At 63.5% G+C, this 19,899-nt stretch carries 20 protein-coding genes; 14 read left to right on the top strand and 6 right to left on the bottom strand.

Going from position 1 to position 19,899, the window contains the following annotated elements; translation table 11 throughout:
• Positions 1 to 41: 41 nt before the first annotated feature.
• Positions 42 to 590: a gamma carbonic anhydrase family protein gene (locus F3J45_RS15000; RefSeq protein ID WP_167063827.1), complete on the bottom strand. Its 549-nt coding sequence runs from the start codon at positions 588 to 590 to the stop codon at positions 42 to 44.
• 102 nt (positions 591 to 692) lie between these two features.
• On the opposite strand from F3J45_RS15000, the gene prlC reads away from it, so the two are divergent.
• The 5 genes from prlC to F3J45_RS15025 all read left to right on the top strand — a co-directional run bounded on the left by prlC (position 693) and on the right by F3J45_RS15025 (position 6,921).
• Positions 693 to 2,744: an oligopeptidase A gene (gene prlC, locus F3J45_RS15005; protein ID WP_370526380.1), complete on the top strand. Its 2,052-nt coding sequence runs from the start codon at positions 693 to 695 to the stop codon at positions 2,742 to 2,744.
• Positions 2,741 to 3,022 carry a YheV family putative zinc ribbon protein gene (locus F3J45_RS15010; protein ID WP_016484250.1) on the top strand — a complete coding sequence of 94 codons (282 nt, stop codon included), beginning with the start codon at positions 2,741 to 2,743 and terminating at the stop codon, positions 3,020 to 3,022. The genes prlC and F3J45_RS15010 overlap by 4 nt, the downstream gene beginning before the upstream one ends.
• A gap of 76 nt (positions 3,023 to 3,098) precedes the next feature.
• The gene (locus tag F3J45_RS15015) at positions 3,099 to 4,157 is read left to right on the top strand and encodes a PA0069 family radical SAM protein (RefSeq protein ID WP_167063833.1); all 1,059 of its coding nucleotides are present in this window, start codon (positions 3,099 to 3,101) and stop codon (positions 4,155 to 4,157) included.
• A 386-nt stretch (positions 4,158 to 4,543) separates the two neighbouring features.
• Positions 4,544 to 5,200, top strand: coding sequence for a carbonic anhydrase (locus F3J45_RS15020; RefSeq protein ID WP_205299958.1), 657 nt, complete (start codon positions 4,544 to 4,546; stop codon positions 5,198 to 5,200).
• A 200-nt stretch (positions 5,201 to 5,400) separates the two neighbouring features.
• The gene (locus F3J45_RS15025) at positions 5,401 to 6,921 is read left to right on the top strand and encodes a SulP family inorganic anion transporter (protein WP_205300526.1); all 1,521 of its coding nucleotides are present in this window, start codon (positions 5,401 to 5,403) and stop codon (positions 6,919 to 6,921) included.
• On the opposite strand, the gene F3J45_RS15030 is transcribed toward F3J45_RS15025, so the two are convergent.
• The 4 genes from F3J45_RS15030 to F3J45_RS15045 all read right to left on the bottom strand — a co-directional run bounded on the left by F3J45_RS15030 (position 6,922) and on the right by F3J45_RS15045 (position 10,992).
• Positions 6,922 to 8,502, bottom strand: coding sequence for a M48 family metallopeptidase (locus tag F3J45_RS15030; RefSeq protein WP_167063841.1), 1,581 nt, complete (start codon positions 8,500 to 8,502; stop codon positions 6,922 to 6,924).
• A complete protein-coding gene (locus F3J45_RS15035) occupies positions 8,499 to 8,861 on the bottom strand; it encodes a hypothetical protein (protein ID WP_167063844.1) in 363 nt (120 codons plus the stop codon). The genes F3J45_RS15030 and F3J45_RS15035 overlap by 4 nt, the downstream gene beginning before the upstream one ends.
• The gene (locus F3J45_RS15040; protein ID WP_167063847.1) at positions 8,858 to 10,240 is read right to left on the bottom strand and encodes a CHASE2 domain-containing protein; all 1,383 of its coding nucleotides are present in this window, start codon (positions 10,238 to 10,240) and stop codon (positions 8,858 to 8,860) included. The genes F3J45_RS15035 and F3J45_RS15040 overlap by 4 nt, the downstream gene beginning before the upstream one ends.
• Positions 10,241 to 10,350: 110 nt before the next feature.
• A complete protein-coding gene (locus F3J45_RS15045) occupies positions 10,351 to 10,992 on the bottom strand; it encodes a hypothetical protein (RefSeq protein ID WP_167063850.1) in 642 nt (213 codons plus the stop codon).
• Positions 10,993 to 11,360: 368 nt separating this feature from the next.
• On the opposite strand from F3J45_RS15045, the gene coxB reads away from it, so the two are divergent.
• Genes coxB through F3J45_RS15065 form a run of 4 tightly spaced genes read left to right on the top strand, consistent with a single transcriptional unit; the run spans position 11,361 to position 15,602 of the window.
• A complete protein-coding gene (coxB, locus tag F3J45_RS15050; RefSeq protein ID WP_167063853.1) occupies positions 11,361 to 12,488 on the top strand; it encodes a cytochrome c oxidase subunit II in 1,128 nt (375 codons plus the stop codon).
• 43 nt (positions 12,489 to 12,531) lie between these two features.
• Entirely contained in the window at positions 12,532 to 14,121 is a 1,590-nt protein-coding gene (gene ctaD / locus F3J45_RS15055; RefSeq protein WP_167063856.1) for a cytochrome c oxidase subunit I, read from the top strand.
• Positions 14,122 to 14,131: 10 nt separating this feature from the next.
• Positions 14,132 to 14,698, top strand: coding sequence for a cytochrome c oxidase assembly protein (locus F3J45_RS15060; protein ID WP_167063859.1), 567 nt, complete (start codon positions 14,132 to 14,134; stop codon positions 14,696 to 14,698).
• A 16-nt stretch (positions 14,699 to 14,714) separates the two neighbouring features.
• Positions 14,715 to 15,602 carry a cytochrome c oxidase subunit 3 gene (locus F3J45_RS15065; protein WP_167063862.1) on the top strand — a complete coding sequence of 296 codons (888 nt, stop codon included), beginning with the start codon at positions 14,715 to 14,717 and terminating at the stop codon, positions 15,600 to 15,602.
• Between the two features lie 87 nt (positions 15,603 to 15,689).
• Here the strand turns inward: F3J45_RS15065 and F3J45_RS15070 are convergent, their stop codons facing one another.
• A complete protein-coding gene (locus tag F3J45_RS15070) occupies positions 15,690 to 15,893 on the bottom strand; it encodes a twin transmembrane helix small protein (RefSeq protein ID WP_153789017.1) in 204 nt (67 codons plus the stop codon).
• Positions 15,894 to 15,944: 51 nt separating this feature from the next.
• On the opposite strand from F3J45_RS15070, the gene F3J45_RS15075 reads away from it, so the two are divergent.
• The 5 genes from F3J45_RS15075 to F3J45_RS15095 are packed head-to-tail and all read left to right on the top strand — an operon-like array spanning position 15,945 to position 19,828.
• The gene (locus F3J45_RS15075) at positions 15,945 to 16,682 is read left to right on the top strand and encodes an SURF1 family protein (RefSeq protein ID WP_167063865.1); all 738 of its coding nucleotides are present in this window, start codon (positions 15,945 to 15,947) and stop codon (positions 16,680 to 16,682) included.
• Positions 16,651 to 17,232: a hypothetical protein gene (locus tag F3J45_RS15080; RefSeq protein WP_167063867.1), complete on the top strand. Its 582-nt coding sequence runs from the start codon at positions 16,651 to 16,653 to the stop codon at positions 17,230 to 17,232. The genes F3J45_RS15075 and F3J45_RS15080 overlap by 32 nt, the downstream gene beginning before the upstream one ends.
• Before the next feature lie 9 nt (positions 17,233 to 17,241).
• Positions 17,242 to 18,321 carry a heme A synthase gene (locus tag F3J45_RS15085; protein ID WP_167063870.1) on the top strand — a complete coding sequence of 360 codons (1,080 nt, stop codon included), beginning with the start codon at positions 17,242 to 17,244 and terminating at the stop codon, positions 18,319 to 18,321.
• On the top strand, positions 18,306 to 19,199 hold the full coding sequence (gene cyoE / locus F3J45_RS15090) for a heme o synthase (RefSeq protein ID WP_167063873.1): 894 nt from the start codon (positions 18,306 to 18,308) through the stop codon (positions 19,197 to 19,199). The genes F3J45_RS15085 and cyoE overlap by 16 nt, the downstream gene beginning before the upstream one ends.
• Positions 19,196 to 19,828: an SCO family protein gene (locus tag F3J45_RS15095; protein WP_167063876.1), complete on the top strand. Its 633-nt coding sequence runs from the start codon at positions 19,196 to 19,198 to the stop codon at positions 19,826 to 19,828. Before cyoE ends, F3J45_RS15095 begins: the two co-directional genes overlap by 4 nt.
• Positions 19,829 to 19,899 lie beyond the last annotated feature (71 nt).

The following is a 19,899-nucleotide window of genomic DNA, read 5'->3' on the forward strand; positions in this document are numbered from 1 at the left end:
CTCCACTGACCTTGTGGGAGCGGGCTTGCCCGCGAATGCGGTCATTCAGGTTGGTCGTAGCCTTCGGCCAGGTGCTGGTCCTTGAGCTTCACATAGTTGCCGGCGCTGTAGGGGAAGAAGGCGCGCTCCTGTTCACTGAGCGGGCGCACCTGTTTCACCGGGCTGCCCATGTACAGGTAGCCACTGACCAGGCGCTTGCCGGGCGGCACCAGGCTACCGGCGCCGATCACCACTTCGTCCTCGACGATGGCGCCGTCCATCACGGTGCTGCCCATGCCCACCAGGATGCGGTTGCCCAGGGTGCAGCCATGCAGCATGACCTTGTGGCCGATGGTGACTTCGTCGCCGATGATCAGCGGGAACCCGTCGGGGTTGAAGGGCCCGGCGTGGGTGATGTGCAGCACGCTGCCATCCTGCACGCTGGTGCGCGCGCCGATGCGGATGCGGTGCATGTCGCCGCGAATCACCGTCAGCGGCCAGACCGAGCTGTCTTCACCGATCTCCACATCGCCCAGCACCACCGCCGATCGGTCGACGAATGCCCGGGGCCCCACTTTCGGAGTGTGTTGCTGGAAGCTGCGAATGGCCATGATAGCGTCTCTCATCTGTGCCGATAGGCAGGCTGCCTGCTGCGGTCGGCGTCGATTGTAATTAAGATGGGGCAGTGTTTCTTCTGCCAAGGTATCCAAACCGTGACTGCGAACAACCCGCTTCTGCAATCCCACGATCTGCCGCCCTTCTCGCAAATCCGTGCCGAACACGTGTTGCCGGCGATCGAAGCGATCCTGGCCGACAACCGTAAAGCCATTGCCGAGATCCTTCAGCAGCAGGGCGACAAGCCCACCTGGGCCGGCCTGGTGCTGGCCATGGACGAACTGAACGACCGCCTGGGCGCTGCCTGGAGCCCGGTCAGCCACCTCAATGCGGTGTGCAACAGCCCGGAACTGCGCGAGGCCTATGAGTCCTGCCTGCCGGCGCTGAGCGCCTACTCTACGGAACTTGGCCAGAACCGTGTGCTGTTCGATGCCTACCAGGCGTTGGTCAACAGCCCGGAAGCGGCAGGCTTCGACGTGGCGCAAAAGACTATCCTCGAGCATGCCCTGCGTGACTTCCGCCTGTCGGGTATCGACTTGCCGGCGGACAAGCAGCAGCGTTACGCCGAAGTGCAGAGCAAGCTCAGCGAGCTGGGCAGCCGCTTCTCCAACCAGCTGCTCGATGCCACCCAGGCCTGGACCAAGCACGTTACCGACGAAGCCGCGCTGGCCGGCCTGACCGACTCGTCCAAGGCGCAGATGGCCGCCGCCGCCCAGGCCAAGGGCCTCGACGGCTGGCTGATTACCCTGGAATTCCCCAGCTACTACGCGGTGATGACCTACGCCAGCGACCGCGCCCTGCGCGAGGAGCTGTACGCCGCCTACTGCACCCGTGCCTCGGACCAGGGCCCGAATGCCGGCCAGTTCGACAACGGCCCGGTGATGCGCGAAATTCTTGACCTGCGCCAGGAACTGGCCGGGCTGCTGGGCTACAAGAACTACGCCGAGCTGAGCCTGGCGACCAAGATGGCCGAGTCCAGCGACCAGGTGCTGAGCTTCCTGCGCGACCTGGCCAAGCGTTCCAAACCCTTCGCCGCCCAGGACCTGGAGCAGCTCAAGGCCTATGCCGCCGAACAGGGTTGCCCGGAACTGGCCAGCTGGGACGCCGGTTACTTCGGCGAGAAGCTGCGTGAACAGCGCTACAGCGTGTCGCAGGAAGCCCTGCGCGCCTACTTCCCGATCGACAAGGTGCTTGGCGGGCTGTTCAGTATCGTCCAGCGCCTGTACGGCATCGAAATCACCGAGCTGCAAGGCTTCGACGCCTGGCACCCGGACGTACGCCTGTTCGAAATCAAGGAAAACGGCCAGCACGTTGGCCGCTTCTTCTTCGACCTGTATGCCCGCGCCAACAAGCGCGGCGGTGCCTGGATGGACGGCGCCCGCGACCGCCGCCGCACCGCTGCAGGCGCGCTGCAAAGCCCGGTGGCCAACCTGGTGTGCAACTTCACCCCGGCCGCGCCCGGCAAGCCGGCGCTGCTGACCCACGATGAAGTCACCACCCTGTTCCATGAGTTCGGCCACGGCCTGCACCACCTGTTGACCCGCATCGAGCATGCCGGTGTGTCTGGCATCAACGGTGTGGCCTGGGATGCGGTCGAGCTGCCAAGCCAGTTCATGGAAAACTGGTGCTGGGAGCCCGAAGGCCTGGCGCTGATCTCCGGCCACTACGAAACCGGCGCTGCCCTGCCCCAGGACCTGCTCGCCAAGATGCTGGCGGCGAAGAACTTCCAGTCCGGCATGATGATGGTGCGCCAACTGGAGTTCTCGCTGTTCGACTTCGAGCTGCACGCCAGCCACGGCGATGGCCGCAGCGTGCTGCAGGTGCTCGAAGGCGTGCGTGACGAGGTATCGGTGATGCGCCCGCCCGCGTACAACCGCTTCCCCAACAGCTTTGCGCACATCTTTGCCGGCGGCTATGCGGCGGGCTACTACAGCTACAAGTGGGCCGAAGTGCTGTCGGCCGATGCCTTCTCGCGCTTCGAGGAAGAAGGCGTGCTCAATGCCGAGACTGGCCGCGCCTTCCGCGAGGCGATCCTGGCCCGTGGCGGTTCGCGTGAGCCGATGGTGCTGTTTGTCGACTTCCGTGGCCGCGAGCCGTCCATCGATGCACTGTTGCGCCACAGCGGCCTGACCGAGGACGCGGCGGCATGAGTGAGGTAGCCGTGAACAAGACCAAGAAGCGCTTCATCGCCGGGGCGGTCTGCCCGGCGTGCAGCGAGCCCGACAAGTTGATGATGTGGAGTGAAGACGACGTGCCGCACCGCGAGTGCGTGGCCTGTGGCTTCACCGACACCCTCAACGAGCAGGGCTTGTCGGTGCCCAAGGAGCTCGGCACGCGGGTCAACCACCTGGCGCCCAAGGCGGCGCCGGCCAAGGTGCAGACCGTGCAGTTCTTCCCTAACCCGAAGCTGAAGAAGCCAACCGAGTAAGGGCTGGCTGACCGAAGGGGCTGTTGGATTGTGGGCGGCTGATATACTGTATATGAATACAGTATAGAGGCCCGCCATGAACCCCACCGCCCCGCAAAAAGGCCGCGGCACGGCGCACAACCCGCATAACCGGTTTGCGCCGAGCCATTCGGTGGCCGAGGATGACGGCTGGTACCAGGAGGTGCCGCTGACCCAGGGCACCGAGGTGCGGGTCGAGATCGCCAAGTCGGTGATCAGCCGCAACACCTCGCCCGACCTGCCCTTCGACCGCTCGATAAACCCGTATCGGGGCTGCGAGCACGGTTGCATCTACTGCTATGCCCGCCCTTCCCATGCCTACTGGGACCTTTCTCCCGGGCTGGATTTTGAAACCAAGCTTATCGCCAAGACCAACGCCGCCGAGGTGCTGGCCCAGCAGTTGAGCAAGCCCGGCTACGTCTGCGCACCCATCAACCTGGGCGCCAATACCGACCCCTACCAGCCCATCGAGCGCGAACAGCAACTTACCCGTCGGTTGCTGGAGGTGCTGCTGCGTTTTCGCCACCCGGTGACCATCGTCACCAAGGGCGCGCTGGTGCTGCGCGACCTCGACCTGCTGGCGCAGATGGCCAACCAGCGCCTGGCCCGGGTAATGATCAGCCTCACCACCCTGGATGACGACCTCAAGCGGGTGCTCGAACCCCGCGCGGCTTCGCCCAAGGCCAGGTTGCGGGCCATTCGGGTGCTGCGTGAGGCCGGGGTGCCGGTGGGTGTGCTGTGTTCGCCGATGATTCCGATGATCAACGACAGCGAGTTGGAACGGCTGCTGGAGGCGGCCAAGGAGGCGGGTGCGCAAAGTGCAGCCTACATGATGCTGCGCCTGCCGCTGGAAGTGGCACCGCTGTTCGAGCAATGGCTGCACGACCATTACCCGCAACGGGCCGCCCATGTGTTGAGCCTGATTCGCCAGAGCCGGGGCGGTGAGTTGTATGACAGCCGCTTCGGGGCGCGGATGCGCGGTGAAGGGGTGTTCGCCGAGTTGCTGGCCCAGCGTTTCGCCAAGGCCATGAAGCGCCTGGGTTTCGAAGGGCGCGAGGCGCAGGCGCTGGATTGTTCGGCGTTCTGCCCGCCGGGTGGGCAGATGGCGTTGTTCTGACCCCCTGGCTGAACCACAGGGGCCGTGCCAGGCCGGAGCGTTGAATTGCCATCTCCGAACGTGGCTCATTCAAGGCAATAATTTGGGTAATCCTTGTTGGCTTTTGATGCTTTTTTGCTATTATTCAATTCCCGCCTTTTGCATCTGGAACACCCGTTCTAGAGCCTTCGAATTAAGTTTCAGTTAAGTTTTCCCCGCTAGCGTAGGAAACCAGTCAGCGAAGACTGTGATTTATCGCCCGTGCGCGTCATCTAAATCTGCGCATAGCCAGAATCTTTCACCGGTAAAATGGATTTACCTACACACCGTCAAGAGGATGAATCATGCCCGTCAAGGACCCATCCAAGGTCATTCCGCAAGCCCCCGCGGAGAGCGCCGATGCCGCCCTGAAGCACATCGTCGACGGCTTCCTGCGTTTTCACCATGACGTCTTCCCCGAGCAGCAGGAGCTGTTCAAGAAGCTCGCCACCGCGCAAACCCCGCGTGCGATGTTCATCACCTGTGCCGACTCGCGCATCGTGCCCGAGCTGATTACCCAGAGCTCGCCGGGCGACCTGTTCGTGACCCGTAACGTAGGTAACGTGGTACCGCCCTATGGCCAGATGAACGGCGGCGTGTCCAGCGCCATCGAGTACGCCGTGCTGGCGCTGAAGGTGCACCACATCATCATCTGCGGCCACTCCGACTGTGGCGCCATGCGTGCGGTGCTCAACCCGCATTCGCTGGACAAGATGCCTACCGTCGGTGCCTGGCTGCGCCACGCCGAAGTGGCCCGCACCGTGGTCGAGAACAACTGCTCGTGCGGCAGCGAACACGAAAGCATGCAGGTGCTGACCAAGGAAAACGTCATCGCCCAGCTGCACCACCTGCGCACTCACCCGTCCGTGGCCTCGCGCCTGGCAGCGGGCCAGCTGTTCATCCACGGTTGGGTCTACGACATCGAAACCAGCAAGATCGAAGCTTATGACGCCGTCAGCGACAGCTTCCTGCCCCTGGCCGCCGGCGAGCCGGTTCCAAGCGCCACTCCGAGAGGCCGCTACTAAGCGACCCGTCCACAGCTGAACCTTGAATAGCCGGCTGCACCCGCCAGGGGTGTGGCGCGGCCTTCGGCTGCCTTGAAAATGCCCTGACTGCCCTGCCGGCGATTGCGCTGGCGGCCCGCGCCTGCGCGCACGTCAGGGGCCAAACGTGCCCACGGCCAGGGGAATGGCCGTGTGACAAAGTAAGGAGAATGATGGTGAACATGACACAGTTGAAAGCGGCCCTGCCGCGTGAGTTGCTGGCCTCGGTCGTGGTCTTCCTGGTCGCCCTGCCGTTGTGCATGGGCATTGCGATCGCCTCGGGCATGCCGCCGGCCAAGGGCCTGATCACCGGCATCATCGGCGGTATCGTGGTGGGCTTTCTGGCCGGCTCGCCGTTGCAGGTCAGCGGCCCGGCCGCGGGCCTGGCGGTGCTGGTGTTCGAGTTGGTGCGCCAGCATGGCATGGCCATGCTTGGGCCGATCCTGCTGCTGGCGGGCATCCTGCAGTTGCTGGCCGGGCGCTTGCGCCTGGGGTGCTGGTTCCGCGTCACCGCCCCGGCGGTGGTGTACGGCATGCTGGCGGGTATCGGCGTGCTGATCGTGCTGTCGCAGGTGCATGTGATGTTCGACACGGCGCCGCAGCCTTCGGGCATGCAGAACCTGCTGGAATTCCCGGCCACCGTGGCCGCGGCGCTGCCCCAGGAAAGCGCAGGTTCTGGTTGGATGGCCGGTGCCCTGGGCCTTGGCACCATCGCCATCATGTGGGGCTGGGAGCGCTTGCGCCCGCAGCGGCTGCGCTTCGTACCCGGTGCGCTGCTGGGCGTGGCGGCGATGACCGCCATCGCCATGTGGCTGGCGCTGCCGGTGAACCGTGTGCAGGTGCCGGCCGACCTGTCGCAGGCGATCGATTGGCTTCGCCCGGACGACCTGATGAAGCTTGCCGACCCAACCCTGTTGGTGGCGGCCTTTGCCCTGGCCTTTATCGCCAGTGCCGAAACGCTGCTGTCGGCGGCGGCGGTCGACCGCATGCACAGCGGCCAGCGCTCGGATTTCGACCGTGAGCTGTCGGCCCAGGGTATCGGCAACATCCTTTGCGGGGTGCTGGGCGCGCTGCCGATGACCGGGGTGATCGTGCGCAGTTCGGCCAACGTGCAGGCCGGTGCGCAAACCCGTGCCTCGGCGATCCTGCATGGCCTGTGGTTGCTGGCGTTCGTGGTGGCACTGAGCAGCGTGCTGCAGCAGATTCCGGTGGCGAGCCTGGCGGGCGTGCTGGTGTTCACCGGGGTGAAGCTGGTGGACTTCAAGGCGTTCAAGGGCCTGGGCCGTTACGGCCGGATGCCGATGTTCACCTACGCGGCCACGGCGCTGGCGATCATTTTCACCGACCTGCTGACCGGCGTGCTACTGGGCTTCGCCCTGACCTTGCTGAAGTTGGCGTTCAAGGCGGCGCGGCTGAAGATCAACCTGGTGAGCTTGGAGAAGGACGGCCACATGGAACTGCGCCTGAGCGGCGCGGCCACCTTCCTCAAGGTGCCGGCGCTGACCCAGGTGCTCGATACTGTGCCGGCGGGGACCCATCTGCATGTGCCCATGGTCAATCTCAGCTACATCGACCACTCGGTGCTGGAATTGCTCGAGGATTGGGCGCGCACCCAGCGTCACCAGGGTGCCCGCCTGATCATCGAGCCACGTGGGCTCAAGCGGCGCATCGAGGGGCGCCTGCGCAGGGCTACCGAGTGTTGATCAAGCCGCCTTGGGCACCAGTTTGCGGCAGCCCTCCTTGCGGCTCGGGTACTGCTCGCATTTGTGCAGGACCTGCTCGATCTCGACCTTGGATTTGAGCTGGCGATTGGCCATGAGCTTTTCAGTGATGAACAGCTCCTCCGAGCCCAGGTTGCGTTCGGCCTTGTCAATCATGGCAAGGGCCGCCTGAGGTTCACCGCTTCTGAGGTGATGGCCAATCATCAAGTCGTAGATCGACGGGCTGGCCAGGGACCAGTCCTGGATTGCCTGCAGGTCCGCCAATGCCTCACGGTTCTTGCCCTGGGCCGTGTGAAGGCTATAGGCGGCGCGGCGAACGCCGGGTTGGTCGGCAACCGGCGAGGCGAGCGCGCGCTTGATGAACGTGCTGGCTTCTGCCGTTTTCTTCTGCTCCAAGGCAGTGATTGCCGCGTAGGCATCACGATACCCTTGCAGCGAGCGCGAAACTGCAGCCGAGTCTCGCACGCGGGGCCAGCTACGCCGGTCGACCCGAGCGCGAGTCTGTGGTTTGTACTCGCGATGCAGATACTGGCGAAGCTCTTCGTCACGCTCTACCGGCGACATGTGCGAGCGGGTCAGATACTGGCCGGTCGAAGCGATCGCCGTCCCGACGCCCTGATTGAGCAAGGTTTGCAGTTCGCGGGTGGTGCGGTTGATATCGAGTTGCTGGAGCGATTCGCTCATGGCGACCTGGCGCTCTGCGAGAAAGCTACTCAGTAGCGGTTTCTGCTTTCCCTGGAAATCGTTCAGCCGTTGCAGGCTGACACTGGATGCACGCGGCGCGTAGCCGGCTTTGATCATCAGGTCGGCACCCAGCAGGTCGGCCTGATCTTCCTGGGTGCGACCCCAGGCTGTGCTCCAGATGTTATCCGAGAAACTGTTGGCCAGAGCGGTGTAGAGCACGGTATTGCCGATGGTTTTCTGCGTACCCAGCGGGTCCTTGCTGAACACTTTGCCGGTGTCACGGTTCCACCCCGTGTTCTTGGCCATGGCAGCGATGACCACGGTACTGGCAACATTGGTCACCCATTCCTTCTGTTGCTGGAATGCGGCCAGGCGGTCGTGGTGGCGCAGCAGCACATGGCTCATCTCGTGGCCGAGCATGGCGGCGATTTCGTCCTCGCTTTCGACGTTATCGAGCATACCCAATGGCACGAAAATGTTGCCATAAGGGTCGGCCGAGGGGCCGAACGCGTAACTGTCGATAATGCGCACGCGTAATGCTGGGGCATCACCTGGCCAACCTTTGGCCAGGCGCGTGACGATACCTTGCAGGTAATTTTCAAGCTCCGGAATGCGCACCAGGTTTTGCTGGCGGATTTCATTGGCGGGCAAGGTGCGGCCATCGAAGCTCAGGCGCAATTGGCCTGCATGCTGTGGGTCCAGGCGGTAGTACTGGTGCACTTCGGGCTGGTCTACGTAGCGACCGTCCAGGCGTGCCTGAGTCGAGGGGCCGACCAGGTTCTTGAAAGCGTCGTTGGCGCCGTTGAGGGTCTGGCAGCCTCCCAGCAACGGCAGCGCAATGGCGCACAATAGGCCACCGATGCTTTTGATTGGGCTCATTTGGCGCACCCGGCGCCGAAGCCGATCGTCGAGTTGTTCTGATGGTCTTCGGGCAGGCTGCTGGAGAGTTTCTGGCAAGGTAGCTTGACGACATTCAAGGGCGGATTGACGCGCACGGTCATTGGGTCCAGCCAGACTTTTTCACCGGAAAGCTCGACCTGCACCAGATCCAGCTCCTTGTTGTACTGCAGGACCGGCACACTGCCTTTGGGCAGGTTGGCGCTGGCGATGTCACGTATGGATTTGCCCTGGTCATCCAGAATCGGCAGTGGGTCCTCAAGGAAGGCTTCGACCGCAGTGGTGGCCAGCAGGTTTGGGCTGAACAGTGCAGCAATCAGAAACAGTAACGGCTTGCTCATCGATGGGGTCCTTGAGGTGAAAAGTCCAGTCGGCTTTGGTGCTTGTTCTCTGAGAGCGCCTGCAGCCGAGCGCTGAACAACGTCAGCGACAGCAACAACAGGCCCAGTACATTGGCGGGGGTAAAGTCGTTGAACCACAAAAACGCACTGAGCCCAGTCAGCATTGCCAGGACCATTGCCCAGGCGGTCAGTGGCTTGAGCTGCACACGTAGCTGGCGGTCACCCATCGAGGGGGTCAGTAGCGGTGCATCGAGCGCCCCTTTGAGGTAGGCGATGACGCCCAGTAGCAGCAGTTCGACGATATCGAGGACATCCACCGCCCAATTCGCAGGCAGGCCCAGGTCGGCCAGGCTGGGTGTTGCCCGGTAGTAATCCAGTCCCCAATCGATCAGGTTGTCCAGGGCCATTGCGTGCAGATAAACGCCCGGAAGTTTGCCGTGCAGTGGCGACAGGGTGACGTCCCCGGTGCCTGCGATGCGGGCACCAACGAGCACCAGTTTGCCCTGCAGCAGTTTGCGGATGAGTGCCTGGTCTTCAGGGGCTGTGACTTCGAGGTCCTGTGCCGACAGAGTGAGGCTGTAGGCACAGTTGGACTGCGCACTGTTGCCAAGCTTCCAGAACACGGCCTGCAGCAGCTGGTCGAGCAGCCCTGGGACGTTGCAGTCGCCCAGGTCGGAAACTTGCGCCTGCAGAGGAGAACGATGTACTCCCCACTGCACAGTCATGGCAGGCAAACGGGCGGCGCTTTGGGCATCTGCAGGCAGCTGTGCGCAGGCATGTTGACGGCAGTACTGCCGGTACAGCGCCATGGCCGGGGTTTCCAACGGGCCAATCTCGCTCGCCACCGCAAGTGGGTACTGGTTGCCAAAGCCACTCCAGTCCACCAACCCCGGTGTACTGGCCTGGGCAAGGCGCGGCAATGTATTGACTGCACGATAGGTATCGCGATTGGCGCCGGAGTTGGCCACGACCAATGGAATACCTTGCTGCCGGTAGCGTTCGAACACGTTGGCCAGCACCTGGCTTTCCATGCGAGGCGGCTGCCCTGGTACTTCGCGTGAGTGATCGTGGCTGTAGAGCAGATCGATGAATACCGCACCTGGCTTGTAGGCGAGCAGGCGCTTGAACAGCTTGCTCTGTTCGCTATAGGGCAGAGGCCATGAAGCGTCGTGGCGCTTGAGGTAGTCGTCGTCGATCAGCACCACGACCACCTGGCGTTGCCCATCATCGGCGTACCAGCTGGCCATCAGGCGGTTCAGCCAGCGAGAGGATGCGTCATCGGTAGAACTGGCCAACCCCAGCGGGTCGAGCAAGGCGACCAATATCAGGGTGATGCCGAATAGCAGCCGGCGCAGTGGAAAGCGCGAGAATGTGAGCATCCATGCCTCGAATCATTAATCAAGGCATTTTGCCATCATTCGTGACGAGTTCGAAAGAGGGATGGTCAAATGCGCCCAATCGCCGAATCCCTGGCGATCGGACCCTTCGTTCAGGCCGGCTGGCCCAGCTCCACACCCAGCTGGCGCGACAGGCAAGGCCAGCGCTTCCAGGCCGCGCCGGTTTCCGGGCTGCACAGGGTTTCGCGGTAGGCTTCCACCGATTCTGCGGCGAAGCTGTCTTCGTCGAGCATTTCGTCCACCGAATGGTGCACCACCTCATCGAGCTGGTTGGCAAAGGTTTCGCCGATCAGCTGGTGGGCGATCAGGTTGGCCACCGTGGTGTCCACCGGAATCAGCGGCTGCTGGAAGTGGCGGATGTACAGGTCGTTGACCTCTTCAACCAGACGATGCGCCAGGTAGGCTTCATCCAGCAGGCAATCGAGGCCCACATGGCCCTGCATCACGCTCGGTGGCTGCAGGAAATAGGCTTCGGCGATTTTCAGCACGGGTTTGATCTGCGATTCGATACCGGCCTCGCGGGCCACGTCGTGGGCAGCTTCCAGCAGCTCGGGAACTTGATCGATGTAAGCGCTGACGAAGCGCGCCAATGTACCCTGGGCGTCCTGCTCAGGCAGTTGGATCGAGGGGTGCAGGTGGGGCAGTTGCAGCTCGAGACGCTCCTTCAGTTGGCCGGTGCGGCCTTCGTGGTCGTGGGCTTGGCTAATCTGCTCGCGTACAGCAGCGATGTTCATGACAACTCCAGGGACAGGACGTTTCAAACGGAAGACACTAACTTAGCTCGGTATACAGCATACCTAAGACGCATTTGTTATAGATGACGCAAACGTGTGCGTAGTTAGCTATATGGGCAGGCCATTATTGTGCCATAACCCTTCAAACACGGGCTTCTGCCGGCATTTCCCGATTTCGTGACGATGTTTTAACCGGCGCCGTTGCGGGCCATTGGTCGCTGTCTATACTCCCGGTGAACGTGATTCGTTGATGAGGCCCAGCTGCTACCAGCAGGGGCTCGGTCGTCGAAGCCAGGCAGTCTTGACCGCCGTTCCCTCTTGCCCAGGCCATGCCTCCGGGACTACAAGAACGAGAAGGGGAACCCGCAATGATGCGACATCCACATGTCTGGATGGGCCTGCTGTTGTGGTCGGTTTTTGGTCAGGCCAACGCTGCCTGGACCGTGAACATGCACCCAGGGGCGACGGACGTCTCCAACGCCGTGTTCGACCTGCACATGACCATTTTCTGGATCTGCGTGATCATCGGCGTCGTGGTGTTTGGCGCGATGTTCTGGTCCATGGTCGTCCACCGGCGCTCCACCGGCCAGCAACCGGCGCATTTCCACGAACACACCTGGGTGGAAATCCTCTGGACCATCGTCCCCTTCCTGATTCTGGTGGCCATGGCGATTCCGGCCACCAAGACGCTGATCGACATCTATGACGCCAGCGAGTCGGACATCGACATCCAGGTCACCGGCTACCAGTGGAAGTGGCACTACAAATACCTGGGCCAGGACGTTGAGTTCTTCAGCAACCTGGCCACCCCCGCCGAGCAGATCCACAACCAGGCGCCGAAGGACGAGCATTACCTGCTGGAAGTCGACCAGCCGCTGGTGCTGCCGGTGGGCGCCAAGGTGCGCTTTCTGGTAACCGCCGCCGACGTCATCCATTCCTGGTGGGTGCCGGCCTTCGCGGTCAAGCGTGACGCCATTCCTGGGTTCGTCAACGAAGCCTGGACCCGTGTCGAGAAGCCCGGCATCTACCGTGGCCAGTGCACCGAGCTGTGCGGCAAGGACCACGGTTTCATGCCCGTGGTGGTCGAGGTCAAGTCCAAGGCCGACTACGACACCTGGCTGAGCGAGCGCAAGGCCGAGGCCGCCAAGCTCAAGGAACTCACCAGCAAGGAGTGGACGCTCCAGGAACTGGTCGAGCGCGGCGACAAGGTTTACCACACCACCTGCGTGGCCTGTCACCAGGCCGAGGGCCAGGGCCTGCCGCCGATGTTCCCGGCACTCAAAGGCTCGAAAGTGGCCACAGGGCCGAAGGAGGAACACCTGAGCACGGTGTTCCATGGCCGCCCGGGCACGGCGATGGCTGCGTTCGGCAAGCAGCTTTCGGAAGTCGACATCGCCGCCGTGGTGACCTACGAGCGCAACGCCTGGGGCAACAACAAGGGCGACATGGTCACGCCGAAGGACGTGCTGGCGCTCAAGCAGGCAGAAGCGAAGTGAACCGGGTTTCGCGCGGCAATCAGCAGATTGCAGGAGACAGGACATGAGTGCAGTGATCGACGACCACGCCCACGGCCATGACCACGCCCACGGCCCGGCCAAGGGCCTGATGCGCTGGGTGCTGACCACCAACCACAAGGACATCGGCACGATGTACCTGTGGTTCGCCTTCATGATGTTCCTGCTTGGCGGCTCGTTCGCCATGGTGATCCGCGCCGAGCTGTTCCAGCCTGGGCTGCAGATCGTCGAGCCGGCGTTCTTCAACCAGATGACCACCATGCACGGCCTGATCATGGTGTTCGGCGCGGTGATGCCGGCCTTCGTCGGCCTTGCCAACTGGATGATCCCGCTGATGATCGGCGCGCCGGACATGGCCCTGCCACGGATGAACAATTTCAGCTTCTGGCTGCTGCCTGCGGCCTTCCTGCTGCTGGTTTCGACCCTGTTCAGCCCAGGCGGCGGGCCGAACTTCGGCTGGACCTTCTACGCCCCGCTGTCCACCACCTACGCGCCGGCCAGCGTGACCTTCTTCATCTTCGCCATTCACCTGATGGGCATCAGCTCGATCATGGGCGCGATCAACGTGATCGCCACCATCCTCAACCTGCGCGCCCCGGGCATGACCCTGATGAAGATGCCGCTGTTCGTCTGGACCTGGCTGATCACCGCGTTCCTGCTGATTGCGGTGATGCCGGTGCTGGCGGGGGTGGTGACCATGATGCTGATGGACATCCACTTCGGCACCAGCTTCTTCAGCGCCGCCGGTGGTGGCGACCCGGTGCTGTTCCAGCACGTGTTCTGGTTCTTCGGCCACCCCGAGGTGTACATCATGATCCTGCCGGCCTTCGGCGCGGTCAGTTCGATCATCCCGGCGTTTTCGCGCAAGCCGTTGTTCGGCTACACCTCGATGGTGTACGCCACCGGCGCCATCGCCTTCCTGTCGTTCATCGTCTGGGCCCACCACATGTTCGTGGTGGGTATCCCGGTGGTCGGCGAGCTGTTCTTCATGTACGCCACCATGCTGATCGCCGTGCCTACCGGGGTGAAGGTGTTCAACTGGGTGAGCACCATGTGGGAAGGCTCGCTGAGCTTCGAGACGCCGATGCTGTTCGCCATCGCCTTCGTCATCCTGTTCACCATCGGCGGCTTCTCCGGGCTGATGCTGGCCATTGCGCCGGCGGACTTCCAGTACCACGACACCTATTTCGTGGTGGCGCATTTCCACTATGTGCTGGTGCCCGGGGCGATCTTCGGCATCTTCGCCTCGGCGTACTACTGGCTGCCGAAATGGACCGGCCACATGTACGACGAAACCCTTGGCAAGCTGCACTTCTGGTTGTCGTTCATCGGCATGAACATGGCCTTCTTCCCCATGCACTTCGTGGGGCTGGCCGGCATGCCGCGGCGAATTCCCGACTACAACCTGCAGTTCGCCGACTTCAACATGGTGTCGTCGATTGGCGCGTTCCTGTTCGGCACCACCCAGCTGTTCTTCCTGTTCATCGTCATCAAGTGCATCCGTGGCGGCGCGCCGGCGCCGGCCAAACCCTGGGACGGCGCCGAGGGCCTGGAGTGGGAAATTCCCTCGCCTGCGCCCTACCACACCTTCCAGACCCCGCCAGACGTGAAGTAGGAGTGCGGCCATGAACGGCTCTGCGCTCAAGCGCCTGGTCACCCGCCTGCTGCTGCTGACGGTGGTGATGTTTGCCTTCGGTTTCGCCCTGGTGCCGATGTACGACGTGATGTGCAAGGCCTTTGGCATCAACGGCAAGACCGGTGGCCAGTATGAAGGCAGCCAGGTCAGCGACCCGAGCCGTTCGGTGCGGGTGCAGTTCATGTCGACCAACGCCGCCGACATGGTCTGGGACTTCTATTCCACCGCCGACCAGCTGGAGGTCAACCCAGGGGCGGTGAACCAGATGATCTTCGTTGCCCACAACCCGACCAACAGGCCGATGAGTGCGCAAGCCATCCCCAGCATCACCCCGGCCGAGGCCGCGGCGTATTTTCACAAGACCGAGTGTTTCTGCTTCACCCAGCAGGTGCTGCAGCCGGGCGAGCGCATCGAGATGCCGGTGCGCTTCATCGTCGACCGCGACCTGCCGGCCAGCGTCAAGCACCTGACACTGGCCTACACCTTGTTCGACATCACTGCGCGTCATCCGCCGGTCGCCCATGCCGCGGTGCAGAACGCCCAGGGCGCCCGCTAAGGGAAGGAGATCGGCAATGGCAAGTCATGACCACTACTACGTACCGGCGCAGAGCAAGTGGCCGATCATCGCCACCCTCGGCATGTTCATCACGGTGTTCGGCCTGGGCACCTGGTTCAACGACATGAAGGCCGGCCACCCGTCTTCGCACGGGCCGCTGATCTTCTTCGTCGGTGCGCTGTTCCTGGCCTACATGCTGTTCGGCTGGTTCGGCTCGGTGGTACGCGAAAGCCGCGCGGGGCTCTACAGCCCGCAGCTGGACCGCTCGTTCCGCTGGGGCATGAGCTGGTTCATCTTCTCGGAAGTGATGTTCTTCATGGCCTTCTTCGGCGCGCTGTTCTATGTGCGGGTGCTGGCCGGGCCATGGCTGGGTGGTGAAGGGCACAAGGGCATCGCCCACATGCTGTGGCCGAGCTTCGAGTTCGCCTGGCCATTGCTGCACACGCCAGACCCGAAACTGTTCCCGCCGCCCAAGGAAGTGATCAACCCGTGGCACCTGCCGTTGATCAACACCATCTTGCTGGTGAGCTCCAGCGTGACCATCACCCTCGCCCACCACGCCCTGCGCCGTGACCACCGGGGGCCGCTGAAATTCTGGATGGCGCTGACCATCCTGCTGGGCGTGAGCTTCATCTCGCTGCAGGCCTACGAGTACCACGAGGCCTATACCCAGCTGGGGCTGACGCTGGGTTCGGGGATCTACGGCGCGACGTTCTTCATGCTCACCGGTTTCCACGGTGCCCACGTGACCTTGGGCACGATCATTCTGATCGTGATGTTCGTGCGCATCCTGCGTGGGCACTTCAACCCCGACAAGCACTTCGGTTTCGAGGCGGCGAGCTGGTACTGGCACTTCGTCGATGTGGTGTGGGTGGGGCTGTTTATCTTTGTCTACGTGCTGTAGGAGCGGGCTTGCCCTGCGAATGCGATGTTGAATGTGCCGGCGCATTCGCGGGGCAAGCCCGCTCCTACAGGGGGGAGGTGAACGCTTTTAGAAGGGCGCGTGGGAAACCAGCTGGCCGCTGATGAAGCCCCAGGCAACCAGGCCGACGGTCAGGGCCGCCAGGGTGACCCGCACGGTCAGGGCCTTGAGCAGGCGAGTGGATTGATCGTCGTCCTTGACCAGAAACACCAGGCCACTGAACAGGCTGGCCACCGTGGCCAACAGCATCAGGACAATCGCGGCCTTGAGCATGGCGCTACTCCGGGGGAATGCAGTGATGTGGATAAGTATAGCGAGGCGCCCGTGAGGCCGTTTCGCCCAGGCTGGATACCCACCCTGCTGGTGTTCGCGCTGCTGCCAGGGCTGATCGCACTCGGCTGCTGGCAGCTGGGCCGCGCCGATGAAAAACGCGCGTTGCTCACCACTTATGCAGAGCGTGAAGTCGAACCACCGGTGGCCACCAGCCAGCTCCCGCAAACGCCAGACCCCGCCTACCGCCGTGTGCGCCTGTTCGGTCGCTTCGATGCCGAGCACAGCATCCTGCTGGACAACAGCATGCGTGACGGCCAGGCCGGCGTGGAACTGCTGCAACCCTTCCATGACCAGGCCAGCGGCCTTTGGCTGCTGGTCAATCGCGGTTGGCTGCCGTGGCCGGATCGCCGCGTGCCAGTGACATTCACCACGCCCGATCAGGCCCTGGCACTGGATGCCACGGTGTACGTGGCGCCGGGCAAGACCTTCCAGCTACACCCCGACCCAGTCGGCGGGCAGTGGCCGCACCTGCTCACTGCCGTCGACCCGGCCACGCTCTGGCAGCAGCTCGACCGCGAAGGCTTCGCCCATGAACTGCGCCTGGAACCGGGTGCTGCCAGCTACCGACTGGGCTGGCCAATCGTGGCCCTGGGCCCGGAAAAACACTTGGGTTACGCGGTGCAATGGTTCGCCCTGGCCACCGCCCTGGTACTGCTCTACCTCTACTTTGGCTGGCACCACAAGAAGGAGAAACCCCATGGCCGCCGCCACTCCACTGGACCTGCCTGACCGTAGCAAACCCAGAGCCCGCGGGCGTTTGCAGCTTATTTTGATTTTGCTGGTGGTGCTTGGGCCGATGGTGCTGGCCACCTGCATGTACAAGCTGCAGTTCTGGGTGCCCGATGGCCGCAGCTACCACGGCGCGATGATCGGCAATGGCCTGAGCCGCGCCGATATCGGCATCGCTGGCGAGGACGAGCGCTGGCAGTTGCTGGTCAGCGCCCCGCAGGCCTGCACCGAGGACTGCCAGCGCCTGGTCTACCTGGTGCGGCAGATTCAGGTCGGCCTGGGCCGCGATGCCAGCCGCGCCAGCCATGCCTTGGCCACCGCGCAGCCACTGAACGCTGAGTACCAGGCGCTGCTCGGCCGTGAATATCCGCAATTGCAGCGCTATCCACTCGACGCCCAGCGCTACAGCCAAAAGGTGGGTGAAGTCGGCCCGCAACTGTGGATCGTCGACCCCCACGGCAACCTGGTGCTGCGCTACGACGCCAAGGTCAACGGCAAGCATGTGCTCGACGACCTGCGCCACCTGCTCAAGCTGTCCAACATCGGCTAGGAGCCTGCCATGGCCAGACCTGGATTTCGCCTTGCTGTGTTCGCCACTTCGCTGGCCCTGCTGGTCGTCCTGCTCGGGGCCTACACCCGCCTGACCCACGCCGGCCTTGGCTGCCCCGACTGGCCGGGCTGCTACGGCTTCATCAGCGTGCCCAAGGGTGAGGCGCAGCTGGCCCATGCCGAGCTGCATTTCCCCGACCACCCGGTGGAGCAAGCCAAGGGCTGGGCGGAAATGGTCCACCGTTATTTCGCCGGCACCCTGGCCGTGCTGATCGCCCTGCTCGCCGTGCAGGCGCTGCGCCGCCACGCCCGCGACGGCCAACCCTACCGGCTGCCGGTGTTGCTGCTGGGCGTGGTGCTGGCCCAGGCGGCCTTTGGCATGTGGACGGTTACCCTGAAGCTGTGGCCGCAGGTGGTCACCGCGCACTTGTTGGGTGGCTTCACCACCTTGAGCCTGCTGTTCCTGTTATCCCTGCGTCTATCCCGGGCCTTTGCGCCCTTGCCGAAACTGCCCTTGAGCCTGCGCAGGATTGCCGCCCTGGCGCTGCTGGTGGTGATCGGGCAGGTCGCGTTGGGCGGCTGGGTCAGTGCCAATTACGCGGCAGTGGCCTGCATCGACCTGCCAACCTGCCATGGCCAATGGTGGCCGGCAGCGGACTTCAGCAACGGCTTTCACCTGACCCAGCACGTCGGCCCCAACTACCTGGGCGGGCAGCTGGACAGCGATGCGCGCACGGCCATCCACCTGAGCCACCGCCTGGGGGCGTTGCTGGTGACCTGTGTGCTGCTGATGCTCAGCTGGAAGCTGCACCGCTGTGGCCTCACGGGCCTGGCGCGCCTGGTGCTGCTGGCATTGGCGCTGCAGGTGGGCCTGGGCATCAGCAACGTGTTGCTGCACCTGCCGCTGGCCGTGGCCGTGGCGCACAACGCCGGTGGTGCACTGCTGCTGCTGTGCATGGTGCTGGTGAACTACCGCATCCGTGTGGTCGACAAGGTACGTGTCGGCATCGGCCAGGGCTGGCGGCTGCGGCCGGTGGCCGGCGTTGAGCTGACCCATCACATGAGGAACGATACGTGGCGACGCTTCTAACGGCGCGGCGGGCCGGCTGGCGCGACTACCTGGAGCTGACCAAGCCCAAGGTGGTAGTGCTGATGCTGATCACTTCACTGGTGGGCATGTTCCTGGCGACCCGCGCCGGGGTGAGCTGGAGCGTGCTGCTGTTCGGCAACCTGGGCATCGCCCTGTGCGCGGGCGGCGCGGCGGTGGTCAACCATGTGGTGGACCGGCGTATCGACGCGCTGATGGCGCGTACCCGCAAGCGCCCGCTGGCCCAGGGCCGGGTCGAGCCATTGCCGGCCCTGTTGTTCGCCCTGGCCCTGGCGGTGGTGGGCCTGGCCTTGCTGCTGGCGTTCACCAATGCCCTCACCGCCTGGCTGACGTTGGCCTCGCTGCTGGGCTATGCGGTGCTCTACACCGGCTTTCTCAAGCGCGCCACGCCGCAGAACATCGTGATCGGCGGCCTGGCTGGCGCCGCGCCGCCGCTGCTGGGCTGGGTGGCGGTAAGCGGGCACGTCAGCGCCGAGCCGTTGCTGCTGGTGTTGATTATCTTCGCCTGGACGCCACCGCACTTCTGGGCCCTGGCCATTCACCGCAAGGAGGAGTACGCCAAGGCCGATATCCCGATGCTGCCGGTGACCCATGGCGAGCGCTACACCAAGCTGCATATCCTGCTGTACAGCCTGATATTACTGGCGGTGAGCCTGCTGCCCTACGCCATCCACATGAGCGGCCCGCTGTACCTGGGCTGTGCCCTGGCGTTGGGCCTGCGCTTCCTGCAATGGGCCTGGGTGTTGTACCGTGGCAGCCGGCCGCACGCGGCGATCGGCACCTTCAAGTACTCTATTGGCTACCTGTTCGCGCTGTTCATCGCGTTGCTCGTTGACCACTACCTGTTGCTGAACCTATGACCCGAACCCAGAAAACCGTCTTCATCCTCGTTGCCCTGGTCGCGCTGATCATGGGCCTGACCGTCAACAAGGTGCTCAGTGGCCGTGGCCAGCTCAACCCTACCGAGCTGATCGATGCCGGCATCATTCTTTTGCCGCAGAGCCGCACCGTGGCCGATGTGAGCATGACCAACCAGGACGGCCAGCCGGTGCGGATGGATGAGCTCAAGGGCAAATGGTCGTTGCTGTTCTTCGGCTACACCTATTGCCCGGACATCTGCCCGACCACCCTGGCCCAATTGCGCCAGGTGAAGAGCGAGCTGCCCAAGGACGCCGTGGACCGCCTGCAGGTAGTGCTGGTGAGCGTGGACCCGAACCGCGACACGCCGAACCAGCTCAAGCAGTACCTGGGCTATTTCGACAAGGATTTCGTGGGGGTGGCGGGGTCGATCGAGGATACCCAGAAGTTGGCCAATGCCTTGAGCATTCCCTTCATTCCGGCCGATACCAGCAAGCCTGGGTATACCGTGGATCACAGCGGCAATCTGGCGATCATCGGGCCGGATGGGCGCCAGCGCGGGTTCATTCGTGCGCCGTTCAACAACCAGAAGCTGGTGGCGCAGTTGCCGGGGCTTGTGAAGCGGGATTGAGCGCCGCGTGCGCGGCGCAATCGCGAGCTGCGCTCGCTCCTACAAGGGATTGCGATTTCCGGTAGGAGCGA

The organism is Pantoea sp. Ap-967, assembly GCF_011752565.1.
In the GTDB taxonomy this organism is placed as follows: Bacteria; Pseudomonadota; Gammaproteobacteria; order Pseudomonadales; family Pseudomonadaceae; genus Aquipseudomonas.

Bases quoted from the DNA above. Each gene is read 5' to 3' on its own strand.
- F3J45_RS15040 (WP_167063847.1), bottom strand. From the start codon at position 10,240: ATGCTCACATTCTCGCGCTTTCCACTGCGCCGGCTGCTATTCGGCATC.
- F3J45_RS15080 (WP_167063867.1), top strand. From the start codon at position 16,651: ATGGCCGCCGCCACTCCACTGGACCTGCCTGACCGTAGCAAACCCAGA.
- F3J45_RS15065 (WP_167063862.1), top strand. From the start codon at position 14,715: ATGGCAAGTCATGACCACTACTACGTACCGGCGCAGAGCAAGTGGCCG.
- F3J45_RS15000 (WP_167063827.1), bottom strand. From the start codon at position 590: ATGGCCATTCGCAGCTTCCAGCAACACACTCCGAAAGTGGGGCCCCGG.
- coxB (WP_167063853.1), top strand. From the start codon at position 11,361: ATGATGCGACATCCACATGTCTGGATGGGCCTGCTGTTGTGGTCGGTT.
- F3J45_RS15095 (WP_167063876.1), top strand. From the start codon at position 19,196: ATGACCCGAACCCAGAAAACCGTCTTCATCCTCGTTGCCCTGGTCGCG.
- F3J45_RS15025 (WP_205300526.1), top strand. From the start codon at position 5,401: ATGACACAGTTGAAAGCGGCCCTGCCGCGTGAGTTGCTGGCCTCGGTC.
- F3J45_RS15015 (WP_167063833.1), top strand. From the start codon at position 3,099: ATGAACCCCACCGCCCCGCAAAAAGGCCGCGGCACGGCGCACAACCCG.
- F3J45_RS15030 (WP_167063841.1), bottom strand. From the start codon at position 8,502: ATGAGCCCAATCAAAAGCATCGGTGGCCTATTGTGCGCCATTGCGCTG.
- F3J45_RS15060 (WP_167063859.1), top strand. From the start codon at position 14,132: ATGAACGGCTCTGCGCTCAAGCGCCTGGTCACCCGCCTGCTGCTGCTG.
- F3J45_RS15035 (WP_167063844.1), bottom strand. From the start codon at position 8,861: ATGAGCAAGCCGTTACTGTTTCTGATTGCTGCACTGTTCAGCCCAAAC.
- F3J45_RS15045 (WP_167063850.1), bottom strand. From the start codon at position 10,992: ATGAACATCGCTGCTGTACGCGAGCAGATTAGCCAAGCCCACGACCAC.
- F3J45_RS15085 (WP_167063870.1), top strand. From the start codon at position 17,242: ATGGCCAGACCTGGATTTCGCCTTGCTGTGTTCGCCACTTCGCTGGCC.
- F3J45_RS15070 (WP_153789017.1), bottom strand. From the start codon at position 15,893: ATGCTCAAGGCCGCGATTGTCCTGATGCTGTTGGCCACGGTGGCCAGC.
- F3J45_RS15010 (WP_016484250.1), top strand. From the start codon at position 2,741: ATGAGTGAGGTAGCCGTGAACAAGACCAAGAAGCGCTTCATCGCCGGG.
- ctaD (WP_167063856.1), top strand. From the start codon at position 12,532: ATGAGTGCAGTGATCGACGACCACGCCCACGGCCATGACCACGCCCAC.